This is a genomic window from Mesorhizobium sp. WSM4976 (assembly GCF_029625685.1).
GTDB lineage: Bacteria > Pseudomonadota > Alphaproteobacteria > Rhizobiales > Rhizobiaceae > Mesorhizobium.
In genome coordinates this window covers 106,340-122,360 of record NZ_JARTVT010000014.1, presented here as the reverse complement: position 1 = coordinate 122,360, position 16,021 = coordinate 106,340, and the positions used below count along the sequence as shown (strand labels likewise).

General features: G+C 60.0%; 19 protein-coding genes. 12 read left to right on the top strand and 7 right to left on the bottom strand.

The window, feature by feature from the left end; genetic code table 11:
* Window positions 1-140: 140 nt before the first annotated feature.
* Window positions 141-830, bottom strand: a complete 690-nt coding sequence (locus tag P9272_RS18635; protein WP_278161660.1) for a hypothetical protein — start codon at window positions 828-830, stop codon at window positions 141-143.
* Window positions 827-1,342 carry a hypothetical protein gene (locus P9272_RS18630; RefSeq protein ID WP_278161659.1) on the bottom strand — a complete coding sequence of 172 codons (516 nt, stop codon included), beginning with the start codon at window positions 1,340-1,342 and terminating at the stop codon, window positions 827-829. The genes P9272_RS18635 and P9272_RS18630 overlap by 4 nt, the downstream gene beginning before the upstream one ends.
* A gap of 165 nt (window positions 1,343-1,507) precedes the next feature.
* On the opposite strand from P9272_RS18630, the gene P9272_RS18625 reads away from it, so the two are divergent.
* The 3 genes from P9272_RS18625 to P9272_RS18615 all read left to right on the top strand — a co-directional run bounded on the left by P9272_RS18625 (window position 1,508) and on the right by P9272_RS18615 (window position 4,498).
* Window positions 1,508-1,840, top strand: coding sequence for a hypothetical protein (locus P9272_RS18625; RefSeq protein ID WP_278161658.1), 333 nt, complete (start codon window positions 1,508-1,510; stop codon window positions 1,838-1,840).
* Between the two features lie 170 nt (window positions 1,841-2,010).
* Window positions 2,011-2,262 carry a hypothetical protein gene (locus P9272_RS18620; RefSeq protein WP_278161657.1) on the top strand — a complete coding sequence of 84 codons (252 nt, stop codon included), beginning with the start codon at window positions 2,011-2,013 and terminating at the stop codon, window positions 2,260-2,262.
* Window positions 2,263-2,662: 400 nt separating this feature from the next.
* The gene (locus P9272_RS18615; protein ID WP_278161656.1) at window positions 2,663-4,498 is read left to right on the top strand and encodes a hypothetical protein; all 1,836 of its coding nucleotides are present in this window, start codon (window positions 2,663-2,665) and stop codon (window positions 4,496-4,498) included.
* A gap of 520 nt (window positions 4,499-5,018) precedes the next feature.
* Here P9272_RS18615 and P9272_RS18610 read toward each other — a convergent pair.
* Both P9272_RS18610 and P9272_RS18605 read right to left on the bottom strand, forming a co-directional pair.
* Window positions 5,019-5,774, bottom strand: a complete 756-nt coding sequence (locus P9272_RS18610) for an outer membrane protein (RefSeq protein ID WP_278161655.1) — start codon at window positions 5,772-5,774, stop codon at window positions 5,019-5,021.
* A 45-nt stretch (window positions 5,775-5,819) separates the two neighbouring features.
* A complete protein-coding gene (locus P9272_RS18605) occupies window positions 5,820-6,014 on the bottom strand; it encodes a hypothetical protein (protein ID WP_095818283.1) in 195 nt (64 codons plus the stop codon).
* A gap of 111 nt (window positions 6,015-6,125) precedes the next feature.
* On the opposite strand from P9272_RS18605, the gene P9272_RS18600 reads away from it, so the two are divergent.
* Window positions 6,126-6,560, top strand: a complete 435-nt coding sequence (locus P9272_RS18600) for a hypothetical protein (protein WP_278161654.1) — start codon at window positions 6,126-6,128, stop codon at window positions 6,558-6,560.
* Between the two features lie 331 nt (window positions 6,561-6,891).
* Here P9272_RS18600 and P9272_RS18595 read toward each other — a convergent pair whose 3' ends face one another.
* Window positions 6,892-8,418: a hypothetical protein gene (locus tag P9272_RS18595; RefSeq protein ID WP_278161653.1), complete on the bottom strand. Its 1,527-nt coding sequence runs from the start codon at window positions 8,416-8,418 to the stop codon at window positions 6,892-6,894.
* A 1,077-nt stretch (window positions 8,419-9,495) separates the two neighbouring features.
* Between P9272_RS18595 and P9272_RS18590 the strand changes: the two genes are divergently transcribed.
* Window positions 9,496-9,870, top strand: coding sequence for a hypothetical protein (locus tag P9272_RS18590; protein WP_278161652.1), 375 nt, complete (start codon window positions 9,496-9,498; stop codon window positions 9,868-9,870).
* 175 nt (window positions 9,871-10,045) lie between these two features.
* Here the strand turns inward: P9272_RS18590 and P9272_RS18585 are convergent, their stop codons facing one another.
* Window positions 10,046-10,750 carry a helix-turn-helix domain-containing protein gene (locus tag P9272_RS18585; protein WP_278161651.1) on the bottom strand — a complete coding sequence of 235 codons (705 nt, stop codon included), beginning with the start codon at window positions 10,748-10,750 and terminating at the stop codon, window positions 10,046-10,048.
* Between the two features lie 83 nt (window positions 10,751-10,833).
* On the opposite strand from P9272_RS18585, the gene P9272_RS18580 reads away from it, so the two are divergent.
* Genes P9272_RS18580 through P9272_RS18560 form a run of 5 tightly spaced genes read left to right on the top strand, consistent with a single transcriptional unit; the run spans window position 10,834 to window position 12,563 of the window.
* Entirely contained in the window at window positions 10,834-11,079 is a 246-nt protein-coding gene (locus P9272_RS18580) for a Cro/CI family transcriptional regulator (protein WP_278161650.1), read from the top strand.
* Window positions 11,076-11,285, top strand: a complete 210-nt coding sequence (locus P9272_RS18575; RefSeq protein WP_278161649.1) for a hypothetical protein — start codon at window positions 11,076-11,078, stop codon at window positions 11,283-11,285. The genes P9272_RS18580 and P9272_RS18575 overlap by 4 nt, the downstream gene beginning before the upstream one ends.
* Window positions 11,286-11,342: 57 nt before the next feature.
* Window positions 11,343-11,636, top strand: coding sequence for a hypothetical protein (locus P9272_RS18570; RefSeq protein ID WP_278161648.1), 294 nt, complete (start codon window positions 11,343-11,345; stop codon window positions 11,634-11,636).
* A complete protein-coding gene (locus tag P9272_RS18565; protein WP_278161647.1) occupies window positions 11,629-11,859 on the top strand; it encodes a hypothetical protein in 231 nt (76 codons plus the stop codon). The genes P9272_RS18570 and P9272_RS18565 overlap by 8 nt, the downstream gene beginning before the upstream one ends.
* The gene (locus tag P9272_RS18560) at window positions 11,856-12,563 is read left to right on the top strand and encodes a DNA methyltransferase (protein ID WP_278161646.1); all 708 of its coding nucleotides are present in this window, start codon (window positions 11,856-11,858) and stop codon (window positions 12,561-12,563) included. Before P9272_RS18565 ends, P9272_RS18560 begins: the two co-directional genes overlap by 4 nt.
* A gap of 5 nt (window positions 12,564-12,568) precedes the next feature.
* Here the strand turns inward: P9272_RS18560 and P9272_RS18555 are convergent, their stop codons facing one another.
* Complete coding sequence (locus P9272_RS18555) at window positions 12,569-12,781, bottom strand: DUF982 domain-containing protein (protein WP_278161707.1); 213 nt, start codon at window positions 12,779-12,781, stop codon at window positions 12,569-12,571.
* A 206-nt stretch (window positions 12,782-12,987) separates the two neighbouring features.
* On the opposite strand from P9272_RS18555, the gene P9272_RS18550 reads away from it, so the two are divergent.
* A complete protein-coding gene (locus P9272_RS18550; protein WP_278161645.1) occupies window positions 12,988-14,229 on the top strand; it encodes a P4 alpha zinc-binding domain-containing protein in 1,242 nt (413 codons plus the stop codon).
* Entirely contained in the window at window positions 14,226-15,971 is a 1,746-nt protein-coding gene (locus P9272_RS18545) for a phage/plasmid primase, P4 family (protein WP_278161644.1), read from the top strand. Before P9272_RS18550 ends, P9272_RS18545 begins: the two co-directional genes overlap by 4 nt.
* Window positions 15,972-16,021: the final 50 nt, after the last annotated feature.

Sequence of the window (16,021 nt, the reverse complement as noted above, 5' to 3'; positions counted from 1 at the left end):
GCACCAGGCTGCCTATCCTGGTCGGCGTAACCCGCACATGCGTCTTCAACCATTCCACCGACTTGCCGCCGCAATATTCGGCAGCCTCGGCCGGCGAGAGCATTCGTTTGGACGGCAAAGGCACTGCGCGCTGCCCTCGTTCAACCGGCTCGCGCGGCAATGCCGAGATAGCGCTGCAGGCGGTCGATGAAGGCGAGCTCCGCCTTCATCGCGCCCCACGGCACTATTGCCCCGACCAGCTTTGGTGGAGGGAGCGAGACGCGCGGCAGGCATGCGCTGCGCGAACTGGCGCCGAACAGAGCAGTGGCCTCCGCGATCAGCATGCGATCGTCCATCTCGCGGATCTGCCGAGCGTATTGAGGCACCGCATTGACATCGGGCAGCCCAGCGGCCTGATAAATCGCTACGTCGATGCTGCGCTTGACCGAGGCGAGCGCCCGGTGCGCCAGCCGGTCGACGAACGCCGCACTTTCCAGTCCCGCCTCTTCTGCCAGCCGGCCAATGTGATGCTGGATCAGGTCCACCGCAGGCCTGGTTATGTCGCCCAGCGCGTATTCATGCCCATCATGCAGGAGGAAATAGCCCGCGGCGACGCCGTCGCCGGTCTCCCGGTAGAGCGCATCAGCACCCATCACGGAATGTTGGGCCACCGAGTAGGCGGGGCAACGGTAGAGCCCGTTGAACCGCGCCAGCTTGGACAGCGTGTTGGCCATGTCGGCTAAGCTGATATCGGATGATTTGGGATCGACCAGGTCGAAAGCGGATCCGTCGGGCTTGAAGGTAGGGATCACCGTTGCTTTGCGGTCGCGGCTTGTTTGCTCCTGCATCATTGCGTCACCCGCGGCATGGTGGCTTCCACCGCATGCAGGACGCTGGTCCGGATAGCGGGGAAGATGGGGAGGGACTCCAGATAGCTCGACAGCACCGCCATGCAGCGTTCCCGCTGACCGGGCCAGGGGTCAAGCAGGAGGGCGCCCCTGGCGGCACAATATTCGCCCCAGGCTTGGATCAGTCCTCGAGTGGGTTCCGCGTTTGCCGGGAGCGGCAGGCGGTTGGGCGCAGCATGCCTGGCCTTCTCGATCATGTCCTCGGCCAGATCGGGACGAATGGACAGTTGCTTGGTGCTGGTGAGCACCGCCAGCCTTGCCGCATTGTCGCGGAATTCGACTATTTCGGAGCTGGTAAAACCCGCCCGGATGAGGTCTTCGGGCTTTACCCCGCCGCTGACAGCGTAGAGGTCTCGCATGGCCTCCGACATTTCGAGGCAACGCGGATGCGTTTCGACAAATGCATCCGGGAAGGGCGGACGGCTGTGTGACGACGGTCTGATGAATTGCTGCAATGTCGGTCTCCTTTGGGCGTGTTAGAAGGCGCCCAGCGTGACAGCGGCGCAGAACAGAAAGGCGGCGAAAAAGGCAGCGCGTGGCAGCCTGTTCGCGAGCGCTCCGGCCCTGTGATAGCTTGCCGAACGCGAGGCAGGGGGCAGGGGGACTGAGTGAGAAAATTGGTGTGTGCTGCGATTTTCTGGGTCGCCGTTGCGGGGCAGGCGCTCGCCTACAGCGACAAGCAGATGGCCGTGATGTCCCATCTCGGGCAGGCGATCGCCGGCACGAAGATCTGTTCGGCCCTGGAGATCAGCGCAGGCGAGGTGGCCGTGATGCTTGCCGCCTATAAGGTCGATCTCGGCGATCCCACCGTCGCGGCGGTCATCCGAAGCAAGGTCGACGAGACCGTCAGCGCTTGGGCCGGCAAGGGAGAGGACTTGGCATGTGCAGGCGCGCTTATGCTCTATGGCCCGAACGGTTCCAACGTGCCAGGGTTGCTGCGCATCAAGGGCTGATTTCATCTGCCTACTCCTGCGCCTATGGTAGGTAACGCCTACCTACTTTGTCAAGCGCGGTAGGTTGGCGTTGCTGCTGCGCCCCTGTGGAATGAGGGGCAGCCAAGAGCGGGTTTGTACTTGTTTTGTTCTCAACCCTGAGTCACACTGTCGCGGCACAGGAGGCAGTGTTGCTGACGTATTTTGTTGTCCAGAGTTTCATCTTCACGCCGAGGGGAGCCGTCACCGCCGGAAAGGCGGTGGAGGTGCAAGATGCCGAGCACGCTTTGCGACTGGCCGAGAAACTGGCGGGTTGCTCGGCCGGCGTTGTGGCTTTCAGCCGGACCGGCGAACCCTTAAGCGGGGAGTTCGATGACGCCGTTATTCTCTATGCGAACGGAATCGTTCCGGTGCTCGAGGCTGAATTGGCGATGGCCTGTTGAAGCATTTTGCGCCGCTATTTACTCGTTGTCGCCGAAGGTCCGATTTCCTCGAAGCAGACATCTGCATCGGCTATGAAAATGCCAAAGATCATGGGCAGTAGGTCTGATAGGTGCCAAGGGAACTCTGTGATTCCATCCCAGTTATGGAGAAGGATGTCTGGGGATCTTAACGTGTTGTTCACCAATCCTATAAAGGTCTCTGAAGAGAATAGATATACGATCTTGCTAATGTGTATTTCGCATGGTCACGTTGCCGCATAATCCGACCTGACATTTGAACTTATAGGTGCTCAGTAATTCATCGGGGGGGTACTCAGATGACGGATGCAGTCCCTGTTTACGTGTTCTATCGGCACCAAGTGAGCACGACTGACCGCTTCCAGGCAGCTGGATTATCGTCATGACTTCAACGATCGAGCTTCAGGTCAGCGCCAAGAAGTTCACCGACCAGGTGCTCCAGACGCTGCTCGCGACACCGCGCCCGCTCCCCGACCCCTACCTCGGCATGCAGCTACAGCGGGTACGCTACCGCGGCGCGAGCCTCCGCCGCGACGTGATCACGTCCTACCAATTATTGCACGTCAACTCCGGGCACGACCAAGGTCCCGGCTACAACGAAATCAAAGCTCGGCAGACGCAGTTGGCTATCGACGTTACCGTCGAGATAACGGCCGAGGCCAACATCGCAGCGCAGCCGAACCGTCTCGCGACTCCCGACCTGACCGTTGGCGGCACGCTCATCTTCGACCTCGAGGTCAAGCAGTCCTCAATCGGCGTGCTGGCGCTCGAGACGAGATTCCGAGACCTCGAGGTCGGCATCGCGTTCCCGTCGATCGCGGGCGTCGTCGACCCGAAGCAATGGGCGATGGACAAGCTAAAAGCGCTTCTCAACCTGAAGCCTGTCAAGTTGGACCTCTCGGACACGCTCGCCAAGGGCCTGCAGTTCTGGAACCAGGGGATCGCCCTCGACGCGACGGGCAGCGCGCTGGTCATCCGTGCCGAGGTGGCCAACGACGGCAACCCCTATCGCTGGACCGACTTCTACAACGGCGCGATCACCGAGAGACTCAGTGGCGCTGACTGGGCCGTTGTCGCACTCCCGCAGGACCTGAGCCTCACGATCCAGACGCAGATCTGGGGGCGGCTCACGCAGGCGCTCGGCCAATACCGGGTGCGGACTGTCGATGTACAGTATTCCGGCCACGGCGACCGCGCCTCCTTCACGATCACGCCGTATCTTAATGTGTGGGAGGACGGCGCCGAGGTGCTTGGCAACGTCGTCTCCGCCTCGTTCGGTGTCTCGGTCGGATACGAGGCCGGCAACGTAGTAGTCGAAATCGACGCCTCCGCGGCCGACGACCTTGCCGACGGGATTCGTGCCGTGATCGCTGGCCTCGTCGCAGCGTTCGTCCCGCTCGTCGGCTGGTTGGCGGCAATCGTGCTCAACGAGGTGCTCGGCGTGTTGCTCGACGAGGTGTCCCACACCATCGCCGAGATCGCCTCCGGGATCGACGGTCTCCCGGAGGGTACGACGGTCGAGGAAATCGAACGATTTAAGTACCGCGCCCGCATTCCGTTCACAGCACCGAGGGCCCTCCCTGGCGCGATTACGACCTTCTCGGCCGATGCCGCAGCGGTGACAGTCGGCGGCACATGGAGCGTGACTAATCTAAGCCCCGGCGAGTTGAAGGTGACGGCGTCGCGGTTTGCACGAAATGCTCCATTCGTGTCGTGCGGCGTGCTGGGCTACTCCACGCTCAAGGCATTCGACGACGACCCAGCCGGCTCGATCAGCATGCATGCCGAGGCTGAACTGACGTCGACCGGCACGGCACCCGTAGCGGTCGACAGAGTCATTCCCGTGCGTATGCCCGCCACGGATGGCAGCACCGGGCTCACCTTTGTCCCCGGCGATAGCGCGCTGCCCTCGAAGCTCGAGCTCGACGGGCCAGGCTCGCTACAGCTCGCCGAACCGATCGTGGTCGAGGTCCGTACCAGCATCGGCGTGGTGCGGCTGAAGTTCGACCAGGTCGCCAGCACGGTGATCACCGTGCAGGAATTGAAGCGGCTGCGATCGCAGATCAAGGCGAACCTGGCCTACTGCGACGCCGAGGAGCTACCGATCTGGTGGCTCAAGAAGCACGATCTGATTACGGGAGGCCCCGACCTCACACCCGAGGAGATTAAGGCGAAGCTTCAGGAGGAGACCGTCACCACCATCCCCGCCTTCAACTAATCGCTCCTGGTGCGGGCGCTGTTCCGTCTCGCACTCTGCTGAGCACATGATACGGATCGGTCCCTTTTCCTTCGCTGCAACCGTCTCTCGCCGCTTTCGAAAGGCGGCCACGCCGCCTTGAACGCGTGAAAGAACAGTCGGAACGAAACGGCTCCTGCTACCGCTGCACCGCGCCGGGTGATAGCGACCTATACAATGGTGCAACCTGCAGAACGGCCATCTATCGCAAATCTCGGCCGAACCTGCCAGGAGAGAAGTAGCCGAACGATGCCGCTGATATGGCGCGCGTGACCGCTTCAAATTTCAGCTGACAGGCCACCGCGGGTTGACATTCTGGGTTCGCTCGCCATGCTGCAATGCAGCATGAAGAGAAGCCTTACCGAGTCATCGCGCATCGAATGCGGAGGGGTTGGGAGGTCCACGACCAGGGTCCGATCGGCGAATTGCCGTCTCGACCCTGGCCTTAACGAAAAACGCCGGGGCAATTCCCGGCGTTGTCAGTTGCAACAGTTCTAACGGCTTAAAACTTGAGGCCGATGCCGACGCGGAAGTCGTGTGTCTGGGCGGTGTGCTGGAGCACGCAACCGCCGCCGCAATATTCGAAGGTCTTCTTTCCGAAGAACGAGAAATCGTACTCGCCACGAAGGAACACGTTGTGGGTCAGCGGCACGTCAACGCCGGCGCCGACAATCCCACCGACTGCCGTTCCGTTTCGTTCCGCAAAGCCGATCGCATTGGTCTTCAACTGAGACGCGGTGACACCCGCCGTCAGGTAGGGGAGGACTCCGCCCATCTCCACGCCGACCCGGCCTTTGACCGAACCGAACAGGCCGAGCGACTCGTCGACATCACCAGGGCCGGGCACGTCATGGAAGTGGCCCTTCTTGAAACGGTAGCCGAGTTCGCCTTCGACGCCGTAGACGATGTTGCCCGACTGGAAATTGTAGCCGGCGAATCCGCCGATCGTGGGCGAGCCCACATTGTGCGTCACATCGGCGCCGATGTTGGGCTCGCGGATCTTGTAATGCTCGAGGGTGCCAGCACCGAAGGCGCCAGCATAGAATCCCTGCCAGGTCCACTCGGTTGTCGGAGCCGCTTCCAGGACGTCGGCCGCCATGACCGGCCCGCACAGGCCGAGGGCAAAGGCAGAAGTAAGCAAAAGCGATTTCATGTTTTCCCCGCACACAATCTTACGTTGACTCGCAATCTGCCACAGAGGGCGCGGGATTGCTGTTGCGAAAACATCACAGACGCCGCCGTTCTGCGCGCTGGCCACTGGATCGATATCGACGGGCTTTTGCGCTGACTGAAATCCGGAATGTCAGGTCTTCGGAGGCCCGCAACGCCCTTTCAGCACGGCGATCTCGGTCTCGTGGTCGCCGCCGGACATCGACGCGACCGGCACGCCGATAAGGAAGACGCCAAGCGCGTCGCCGTTTGCAGCCTTGTTCTGCTGGTTTGTCAGAGTCGCCAGGCGCTCTTTGTCGGCTTGCGTGCAGGGACCAGCATTCGGCACGCCTGCTATTTTGTCCGGTGGTGTCGCGCAGCCTGCAATGCAAACGAAAGCAGCGACGGTTAAAACAAACCGCTTCATAGTCCCCCCAAAATCCCAAACCCGCCCCTAACGTTGCTTACCCTGGCACGGATGGCAAGCGGCCAAATTCGGATTCGACAACAAATTTCAAATGGAGCATTATGCCAGACGGTGTCGGGGGATGCCTCTGTGGATTTGCGATCGTATTTTGCCGTAGCGACTGCGGTGCTTTTGTCGGGCTGTGCTGCCGATTATTTGAACAGTTACGACACGATGACGCTTGCGTCCGGCGACGCAAACAACACCAATTCGCTTCTGCAAACGGTCGATCCGTTCAATCCGAACAGCAACAACACGCATATCGAAGGCGACGGGCAACGCAGCGTGGCCGTGATCCAGCGCTATCGCTCGCCCGCATCGGACGGAGGCGGCTACACGGGCAATTGTCCGACCGATGAAAACAGGGCGGCAGATGGATCGCGCTGCGGCGGCCGCTCAGCCGAAAGCCGCCCGGGCGGCGCGCCATGATCGGCATAGACAAATCGCGATACAACAATCGCTCTTAAACTATTGGTCGGGGGTTCGAGTCCCTCAGGCGGCACCACTCGCCAGCGTGGTCCAATTTGGCGCGCCCTTTTGCGGTAACAAAGCATTGGCAATAGCAAAATCATGTGTCGCGCAAAAGTGTCTCGAACAGCGCTTCGCTCCTATTCCGCAAACCCTTTATTGTCGAGCGCGTGGCCGAGCACGTGTGCCTCGGATGGTGTTTGCGGAACCGATCCGCTTAATCCAAGGTTCTGATATGACGCCATCGCAAGGTTGCGCTCGAGGCGCATCTACTCGCCCACGGAACGACCGTCTAAACGCCTGTTTTCGCGAGCATCGCGCCGTTCAGCGCGACTGCCAACCCTTCACTGCTCCACTGGATCGCGATCTTGTTCGTCTCGCCCGGCACGATATCTGTCATATCAAAATCCAGTATGTGATGGCCGCTTTCTTCATGCCAGAATTCTATTCGAGACCTGTCAAAGAAATCTTGCCAAATATTTAATTGTCTGAATCCGTCACTTGAAACGTAACTTACCATATACCTCCCAGTCTGCTTTTCCATCTCCTTATATATGCCGAAGTTGAAGCGCATCATTCCCTGTTTTGTTAACTCAAATTCGTTCTTATCTTCGCCCATAATCCGCGCAACAGGCCTCGAACCGAGCAATCGGAAGCCATCTGGTAATTTAGCCTCCGCACTATAATTTGGTATGACATAGTGAAAAGATATTATGGGGTCGCTACCGCTTTCTCGATGCTTATCGAGAAAACGACCTGTTATCACAATCGCGCATATGTGCTTCCTCCTGTTTAAATCCTCCGCAAGGGCATCCCGACAGGCATCAAGTGCATTTTGAAAATGCTGTGCATTCCGATAGGGAACTTGAAAATGGACCACCCCAGGATAATCCGAAGGAAGTTGGTCTCTGGCTTTCTTAAATAACGCTTTCAGACGATCCAATTGATTTAAGCTTGAGAAAGCCCGCATCTTGGCCATCCAGACCTTTGAGGCATATTGTGAATTGTGTTCAGCGCCGTACACCATGCTACACTCAGGGTCACTTTTAAAATTTATCGGAAGCGGCACAAACTCGCCGTCTTCCATCAGCTGACGCTTACTCACAAAATAGCCATCTCTATAGATTTGAAAGTCACGAATTTGGTTGTCTATAATTCCAACTGCGTCGTCAATCAGGCAGACGGCGTCTCGCGACTCTATTGCCCTATGCGCGATTATTTCGATCTCTAAGCTTTTTTTTGCCTTCTCAAGTTTACGGACTATAGCCTCTCTTATTCTGACCCATGTCCGCTCCTCTATTCGGACGTCATCCAAGAGGCTCTTGCATTCGAGATAGACCCTTCCGGCGCCTCTGAGGTCCGAAACCAAATCAGGCTGCTTGTCTTGCCCTGTCGGAACAAACGAAATCGGCAATTTCAGTTCGTTAGCGTACATTTGAAACACGAAGGCTTCAAAAGCAGCCGAGAAATATTCGTCGTCGCCTCGAAGGCGACTGAGGAGTTTTCCAAACTCCGGGTCACGCGCCGCTGCGACAAGCGCGAAGCGCATATCGAGCAAAAAAAATGCTTGCTCGGACAGCTGTATCGAGCCTGCCTCTACCGATCCTTGGAGGTCATGCCAAGCTGCAGCGAAGGGATGAGCGCGTGCAAGGCGCTCGAAATATTGCGGAAGCCCATTGGCTGATGCGAGGTCGTCGTAACCGCGATTAAGTTGTGTAAAAATTTCATCCGGTATGAGCTTCTTTAGCGCTGCAGCGTGCTCGCCAATGTTGCTACCGGTGAGCCTGTTCGGCGGGACGCTACCGTCGTCTGCAGCCACTTTCGATCCTCGCTGATAGGAGCTTCCAAGTCTACGACATCGTTGAACACTAGCAGTGAAAATCTGACGCTTGCTACCCTGGCAAAGGACCGGATCGGGTGGTGAGCTGGATGTGGTTCTAGCGTGCGGCTTGATAGCGGGCTAGCCTGGCGTTCGATGTATGGCTCGCTTTTTATCTGATCTGGACAAAGCACGTTAAATAGGAATGAGCCGAACCCTAGAAAGCACAGTCCAAAATATATAAAGTATATATTATTCGCATAGAAGCCGGTGCCTTCACCATTTGATCCTTCTGACCCACCGATGTCATTTATGAACTTTGAGCTGAAACGAAATAAGTTGTGAACGTTTTCGTTAAATAAAATGATCGTCCCTATCAGCGGTATCAACACCGTTAGTCTTACCGCTCTGGACCTTCCAATGATCGCCAGCTGCGACCACAGGAACCGAGGCGAAGATGCTTCGGCAAGCTCCTTTCTACAAAGCGGATCATTAAACAACCTTGGGATGGCGCGACATCCTCGTAGAATTGACCGTACTAGCATTTCAACGCTATGCCTCCCGGCTTTTCAGGTGCACTCAGCAAGAGACTCTGACTGCCGAATCCTGCGGATTGCATGGAATTATCTTATACTGCGGTTGTGCTCAAAGGTGATTCGCGGCGATGATTGCAGAAAAAATTCAGGGCGTCCTCGATAAGGAAAAGCCGTGGTTCGACTTGGCTCGAATGACTCTTACGGCCTTAGGGTTTTCAATCGCGACCGCTGTCGGTATTCGGTTTGTGTTTCAGCGACACGGGTCATCGTATTGGGAAATTGCACTGTATATTTTTTATCTTGTCGGACCCGTATTTTTTTCAATTTTCCTAATTATAAGGATGATTGTTGTTCTGGAGGGTATCGTCCAAGTAGCCTTTCCTCGCGTCGATACCAATGAACGTCCAATGTATTCCCGTATCTTTTGGGCTATATTAATGTCGTTCGTTACATGGTCGGGGAGCGGCCTTATCTACATGATCGCTGGCGCTTTGCCCCATCCGTGATTATGTGCGTCCTAATTTGATATGGGGAGACCGAGATGAAGCGGGCCAGCAAAGCGGTGCTAGTGGTGATGCTAGCTCTCACTGTCGTTGCGATCGCTTTCGCCGTCTGGGGTGTGATCAGTGGCGATCCTCGAACGTCGAGATTTTTCCAAACGGCATCCACATTCGCCGCGATCGTAGCGGCCGTTCAGCTGGACGTTGCGGGGGTCTTCGGAAGGCTCTTTGATGAGTACTCCGACGCGACGAAATACCCCTTCGGACCGCCGTCGCATATCACTCGTGAGATAATCGATCATCCGGACTGGATGCTTTTTGGCGGTTTCCGAGAGATACTTTTTTACGACACGCGTTTCGCATTCTGGATCGCGGTCCTAAGCTTCGTATTGTCGCTGATTGGCATTTGGGTGTGAACAGAAGATGCCCCTCACGATGCGCCTTGCCGACCAGTCGCCGCTTTGTCGCTCTGGTCATTTAAACCCGTGCTTGCACCCCCAAACAATTAGTGGCCATCCTTGATTTCATTGCGATTTGGCCGTGCCGGCTTCAATTCGGGTATTTGGTACTCAGGCAGCAACTCGCCTCGGTTCACCGAGCGTTGTACTTCCCCACAACCCGATGGCAAATCGGCCAGTCGACACGGCTTTCGGCAAACGTCTTCGCTGGCCGGTACTGCTCCAGCGTCCACTCACGATCGTTCATGCCGACGAGGCGCTTTATGATGGCTTCCTCGTCGCCGCGCTCCTTGGGCGGGGTGTGAAAGAACACGGCGTCGGAGTCCCGCGCGGGCTGCAAATGCGGGTTCACCAGCGCGGTATCGCCGGGCCAATAGGCGGGGATCATGGATTCGCCGCGCACCAGGATGCCGTAGCCGCCGCGGACATTCTGCAGCACCGCCGGCCGCTTCACCCAGTCGATCGCCTCGAAGGTGACGATCATGTGGCCTTCGCCGCCCATCGCCGCGGCATAGATCGGCAGGTCGCGGCCGCCGACCAACTCCTCGCCGGGGATGATCGGCGTGCGCGAAGCTCGCGGCCTCGGCTCGCGCACGATCGGCATCGGTGCGGCGCCTGAGGCGTCGAGCAGCCACGCGACATCGGTTTTGATTAGGGCGGCGAGCTCGGGCAGCCGTTCCATCGAGGGGCGGGTGGTGTCCGCCTCCCACTGCGTGACCGACACGCGCTTGATTTTGAAATGATCGGCGATGTCGTTCTGCGTCAGGCCGGCGGCCTCGCGCGCCTGGCGCAGGCGCTGGCCGAGTGTCGTCGAGTCGGTGCGTATCGTCGCGATCATGCCGCAGCATAGTAATTATTGCTTACTTTTTTGCAAGCGATTGCCTGTTGACAGGGTAGGTAGGTAATACCTACCATCATGCCATGATCGAAATCGTCAGAATCGCAGCCGCCAAGGTTGGCGGATTGGGCGCGCTCGCCTCGCATCTGGGCATCCGCCACCAAGCCTTTTACTCGTGGAAGCGGGTGCCGGCCGAGCGTGTGCTCGACATCGAGCGCGCCACCGGCATCTCGCGCCATGCGCAGCGGCCCGACCTGTTCGGTCCCGATATGCATGCCGGTCCCGCATCCTCCCAAGCCGGGACCGGCAGCGAGGAGGCGCCGCGATGAGCCGCGCCTCCTCGGTCAAAGTGCCGGCAAATGGGCGCAAAAACCGGAATGCGCCGGTCGATTTCACGCTTTTCGCGCTCTTCCTCGAAGCCCGGCGCATCCATCGCGGCAAGTCGCCGACCCGCGTGGCGCGGGAGGCCGACGTAGAGGTCGACGCTGTGTTTCGTGCCGCGCGAGGCCGCGATCGGGCGTCGACGAGTTCCTAGCGCTTTGCGCCTGGATCGGCGAGGAGCCGGCTTTGTTTCACAAAAAGGAGGTCAGGCATGGTCAGGCTCGCTGCCTATGACTATCGCGAATTGGGCAAGCTCTTGCGCTCGAAGCTGGAGGAAGACGGCCGCGGTTGGCGGGTCTGCGCGGCCGACATCGGGGTAAGCGCCTCCGACCTTTCCCGCATCTGCAATGGCCAGAGCGTCTCCGCGCCAAAGGTCATAGCGGTTTGCGACTGGCTGAGGCTTTCCTTCCGGGCCTTCTACCTGCCGCCGCCCGTGCCGAGGCCGAACATCGGCGAAATGTTTCACGGGAAGAGCACTGAAACGGAAAGGTCGGTCGATGTCTGAGAGGCCGGCAATTTTCGGCAGGCCGGAAGGCATCTGCCCGCGCAAGCTGTTCCGCCTGCCGATGCCCATGCAGGCCGAAGGCGTTCGGCTGCTGTTCGAGAGGGGTCAGAGCATGGCGCAGGTGACGGCGAGACTCGGGCTGTCGGCGCAACAAGTGCGCGCGCTGTTGAGCGCCGAAGGCAAGTTCACACGCGGCGGCGAGGGGATCGGGCAGAACGAATGATCGAGCGTGAGGAAATCATTGGCGATTGCCGCCTACTGCTCGAGAACTGCCTCACAATCTTTCCCTCGCTGACCACGTTCGATGCGGTGGTGAGCGATCCACCATACGGCATCGGCTTCTCGCATGGGGCCGGTGGCGATGGGATCGGGAACGGCAAATACGCGTCCAAATTTAACGGGGTGACCATCCGGGGCGATGACGCCCAGTTTGATCCGTCTCCGTGGCTCGCGGCAGCGCGGACAGTAGTGCTGTTCGGAGCCAATCATTTCGCAGACCGCCTCCCATCTTCGCCAAAATGGCTTGTCTGGGACAAACGCAGGGGGCTGACGCGCAATGATTTCGCTGATTGCGAAATGGCTTGGACAAACCAGAAGGGCTTCGCCCGTCTGATCAATCATTATTGGAACGGCATGATGAGGGACAGCGAGCGTGGGGTGCCGCGAGTTCATCCCACGCAAAAGCCAATAGCCGTGATGGAGTGGGTTCTACAGGAAACGACGAAGCCGGGTGAAAGCGTGCTGGACCCATATATGGGCTCGGGCTCGACTGGAATTGCATGCCTCAAGTTGGGGAGGAAGTTTACCGGTATCGAAATTGACGCTGGGTACTTCGAAATCGCTTGCGACCGCATTCGCAAAGCGCACGCGCCGCCGGACATGTTCGCGGACCGTCCCCCTGAACCTCGGCAGGAGACGCTGCTTTGACCCGCTCAGCAGATCTCGAAGATTCCGCCTTTCCGCACAGCCTCAAGTTGTCGCGTTACCGCGATATGCGCCATCCTCGCCCAGCTTTCAAAGGCAGCTCGGGCGTCCTCCACGGGCGTGCGTCCATCATAGGCAGCGCAACATGCTTCGCTGGCGGCGCGGTGCAGCTTGCAACGGCGTTGCAGCGGCCACTCCTCAAGGAACTCGATCGCGTCCATCGCGCAGCAGATTTCTCTCGCTCCGAATTCATCGTCCACCACGAGCGGTGGGTCAAACTGGTCAGCCATAGCTTCCTCCGCCCGGCTGCTTCAACGCGGCCAGAGAGCAAAAATTCACGAATTGTCGAAGGGCGCCTGTGGCGCTGTGGTGAAGATATCGGGACGGCCGCCGAAAGCTTCAAGACGTTGTCCGAGCAGGGGCAGAAATGATGGAAAGCCCTGTTGCCCTCTTCGTTGATGATGCGCGCGCTGTGTCGATCGAGGATGCAGCCAAGAGGCTCGGTCTGAAGTTCAGCGGGAGCCGGTACGAGCACCCGCAGCCATGCCCCCATTGCGGCGGCACTGACACTTTCGCCTTCAACACCGCGAAAAACAAATGGAATTGCCGCGCCGGCGGCGCCGGCGGCAATGACGGCATCGGCATGGTGGCGCATTGCGAGGGTCTGGATCTGCATCGCCGCGCTCATTTCCTGGAGGCCTGCTCGATCGTTCTCGGCCGGCCGATACCTGACGAGGCGGAACAGGAAAGCGCGGAAGAACGGAGCCAAAGGCTGAGGCGGATCGAGGAGCGCCGGCGACAAAACGAAACGCAGGCTGCCGGTAAAGGAACTCAGCTTCAGTTCCGCGAGCGGGAACGGCAAAGGGCGCGCGCGATTTACGACGCGGCAGCGCCAGTCGGCAGATACGGACGGCAGGTGGCCGACTATCTCGCCGCGCGGGGCTGCGGAGCGATCGGGTCGTCGCGATGGCTTCGCTATGCCTCCCGTCTTGCCTATTGGCATGGCCAGGACGCGCGAGAGCGTCCGGTCGCCCTTCATGCCGGGCCGGCGATGATCGCGCCGTTCATCGACCGTTCGCGTGTTGCGATCGGCTGCCACATCACCTGGCTCGATCTTGCCTGCGCGCCGAAATTCCGGCCGCAACTCGTCGACCCTGCTAGCGGCGAGCTGCTGCCGTCGAAGAAAATGCGCGGCTCGAAGAAGGGCGGATTGATCCCGCTGTTCGGCGATCCGTCGGCGCGGCGATGGGTCGGCGGCGAGGGGATCGAGAACGGCGCTGCCTTTGCCTGCTGGGAGAACTGGCGGCCCGACACGTTCTATTTCGCCGCCGGCGACCTCGGCAATCTGGCAGGCCCGGCTGACGCAGCCTCGCGCTTCGCGCATCCGACGCTGAAGAAACCCGACGCGAAGGGCGTGTTGCGGCCGGTCATGGTGGCGGGGCCTGTGCCTCGATCCGACCCGGGTGCGGAAGACGCCATGTGGGTCGGCGATCACGTCGAGGAGCTGGTGCTGCTTGCCGATGCCGATTCCGAACGCGTGATGACGGCGGCTGCCATGGCCCGAGCCCGCGCCAGGCATGCGCGGCCGGGCAGGGCAGTCCCGATCGTCTGGCCGCGCCCCGGTTGCGATTTCGCCGCGATGGCGGCTCGGGCAGCGAGGGTCGCGTGAGCCGGAAGAAATCCGGGATGCCCGAGGAGGTCGCCGCCGTGCTTGCGGAAGCGACAATGCAGGCGCGCGCCGCTGGGTTGGAGCCGGATGACGGCGAGCCTGGCACGGCGCCACGCAAAGGCAGCAAGGTGGACCTGGAGGTCGTCAAGGCCTGCGCGGCTCTCGACCATTCCGACACCGACAACGCCGAAAGGCTGCTGGCCCATTTCGGCGAGGACCTGCTGGTGCGCGCACAGTCCAAGGCGCGGCGGGCGGCCTTTGCCGTCTGGACCGGCACGCATTGGGATATCGAGACCGGCGAGCCGCGCGCCTTGGCGATCGCGCAGAATGTCGGCGGCCGCATCGCGCTCGAGGTCGATTTCATCGAGCCGACCGAGGCGGAGCGGCATGCGATCGAGAGCGGGCTAAAAGCCTGCAAGATCGCCGAGGAAGAGCGCACGCCCGCGCAAAAGCGCCTGGCGAAGCTGGCGGAGGCCGCGCAGGCCAATGTCGCCCGTCGGGTCAGCCGCCGCATGACCCATGCCGTGTCGTCGAAGAACAAGGCCAAGCTCGAAGCCATGCTTGCCTGCGCGGCGCCGCACATCCAGCGCGGCCCGGACGAGTTCAATGCCGACCCGCTCAAGGTCGCGCTGGCAAGTCACACGCTCTGCTTCCGCCGCACCCGCAGGCGCGTCCGCAATCCCGCCTATGACGATCCCGACGACAATCGCGAGCACGTGCCCGAATTCATCGAGGTTCCCGACGCCGAGCTGAAAGTGTTGGAAGGGCATCGCCGCCAGGACATGATCACGCAGCGCGTGCCGGTGGAATACGACCCGAGTGCCACATGCCCGAAATGGGATGAGTTCGTGCGCGACAAGCTGCCGATCGACGCCGTGCGCCGCATGGTCCAGGTTGCCTCCGGCCTGGGGCTCGTCGGGCTTACGGTGCAGAAGCTGTTCTTCCACTACGGCAAGGGCGCCAACGGCAAATCAGTCTACATGGAAACGCTTTGTCGGTTGCTGGGCGAGGTCGCGGTCACGCTGCCTTCGGAATCCTTCATCGGCGAGGGCAAGGCCGGCGGCGCGGCCAATCCCGACATGGCGCGGCTCTATGGCCGGCGTTTCCTGCGCGTGAAAGAGCTGCCCGAGGGCGAAGATCTGCGCGAGAACCTGGTCAAGGACCTGACCGGCGGCGAGCACTTCACGGTGCGCGACCTGTTCGAGGGCTATTTCGATTTCCGGCCGGTCTTCACGGGTCACATGTCCGGCAACGGCTATCCGCGCATATCGGGCACCGACAACGGCATCTGGCGACGCATGGCCGTCATCCACTGGTCGAAGATCATCGCCGAGGCCGACCAGCGCGAGTTCGAGGAGGTGGTCTCGGAATTCGTGCCTGAATATCCGGGCATCCTGAACTGGCTGATCGAAGGCGTGCTGATCTTCCTTCGCGAGGGGCTTGTCATCCCCGACGCCGTGCGGCTGAAGACGCAGGAGTATCGCGACGAGATGGACCGCACATCTGCGTTTTGCGCGCGCTGCGTGGTGCCAGATCCGGCGGCCGAGCTGACCGCCAAGCAGTTCTACCAGGCCTATGTCGACTTCACCGTGGACGAGGGCGGCAAGCCGATCTCGCTGACAGCGTTCGGGCTGATCATGAAGAAGAAATATGAGCGGGTGGATGGGCGCATCGTCGTCTACCGCGGCGTGCGCCTGGTCGACGTGCCGGCGTCGCGCTTGCCCGATCAGGAGGGGCGATGAGCCCCGTACCCCTCCAGAACGTCGGTAAGTCTGCGCGGTGGCGGGAGTTG

Coding starts and splice junctions, on each gene's coding strand:
- P9272_RS18635 (WP_278161660.1), bottom strand. CDS start 830: ATGATGCAGGAGCAAACAAGCCGCGACCGCAAAGCAACGGTGATCCCT.
- P9272_RS18615 (WP_278161656.1), top strand. CDS start 2,663: ATGACTTCAACGATCGAGCTTCAGGTCAGCGCCAAGAAGTTCACCGAC.
- P9272_RS18590 (WP_278161652.1), top strand. CDS start 9,496: ATGAAGCGGGCCAGCAAAGCGGTGCTAGTGGTGATGCTAGCTCTCACT.
- P9272_RS18585 (WP_278161651.1), bottom strand. CDS start 10,750: ATGATCGCGACGATACGCACCGACTCGACGACACTCGGCCAGCGCCTG.
- P9272_RS18580 (WP_278161650.1), top strand. CDS start 10,834: ATGATCGAAATCGTCAGAATCGCAGCCGCCAAGGTTGGCGGATTGGGC.
- P9272_RS18575 (WP_278161649.1), top strand. CDS start 11,076: ATGAGCCGCGCCTCCTCGGTCAAAGTGCCGGCAAATGGGCGCAAAAAC.
- P9272_RS18570 (WP_278161648.1), top strand. CDS start 11,343: ATGGTCAGGCTCGCTGCCTATGACTATCGCGAATTGGGCAAGCTCTTG.
- P9272_RS18565 (WP_278161647.1), top strand. CDS start 11,629: ATGTCTGAGAGGCCGGCAATTTTCGGCAGGCCGGAAGGCATCTGCCCG.
- P9272_RS18560 (WP_278161646.1), top strand. CDS start 11,856: ATGATCGAGCGTGAGGAAATCATTGGCGATTGCCGCCTACTGCTCGAG.
- P9272_RS18555 (WP_278161707.1), bottom strand. CDS start 12,781: ATGGACGCGATCGAGTTCCTTGAGGAGTGGCCGCTGCAACGCCGTTGC.
- P9272_RS18550 (WP_278161645.1), top strand. CDS start 12,988: ATGATGGAAAGCCCTGTTGCCCTCTTCGTTGATGATGCGCGCGCTGTG.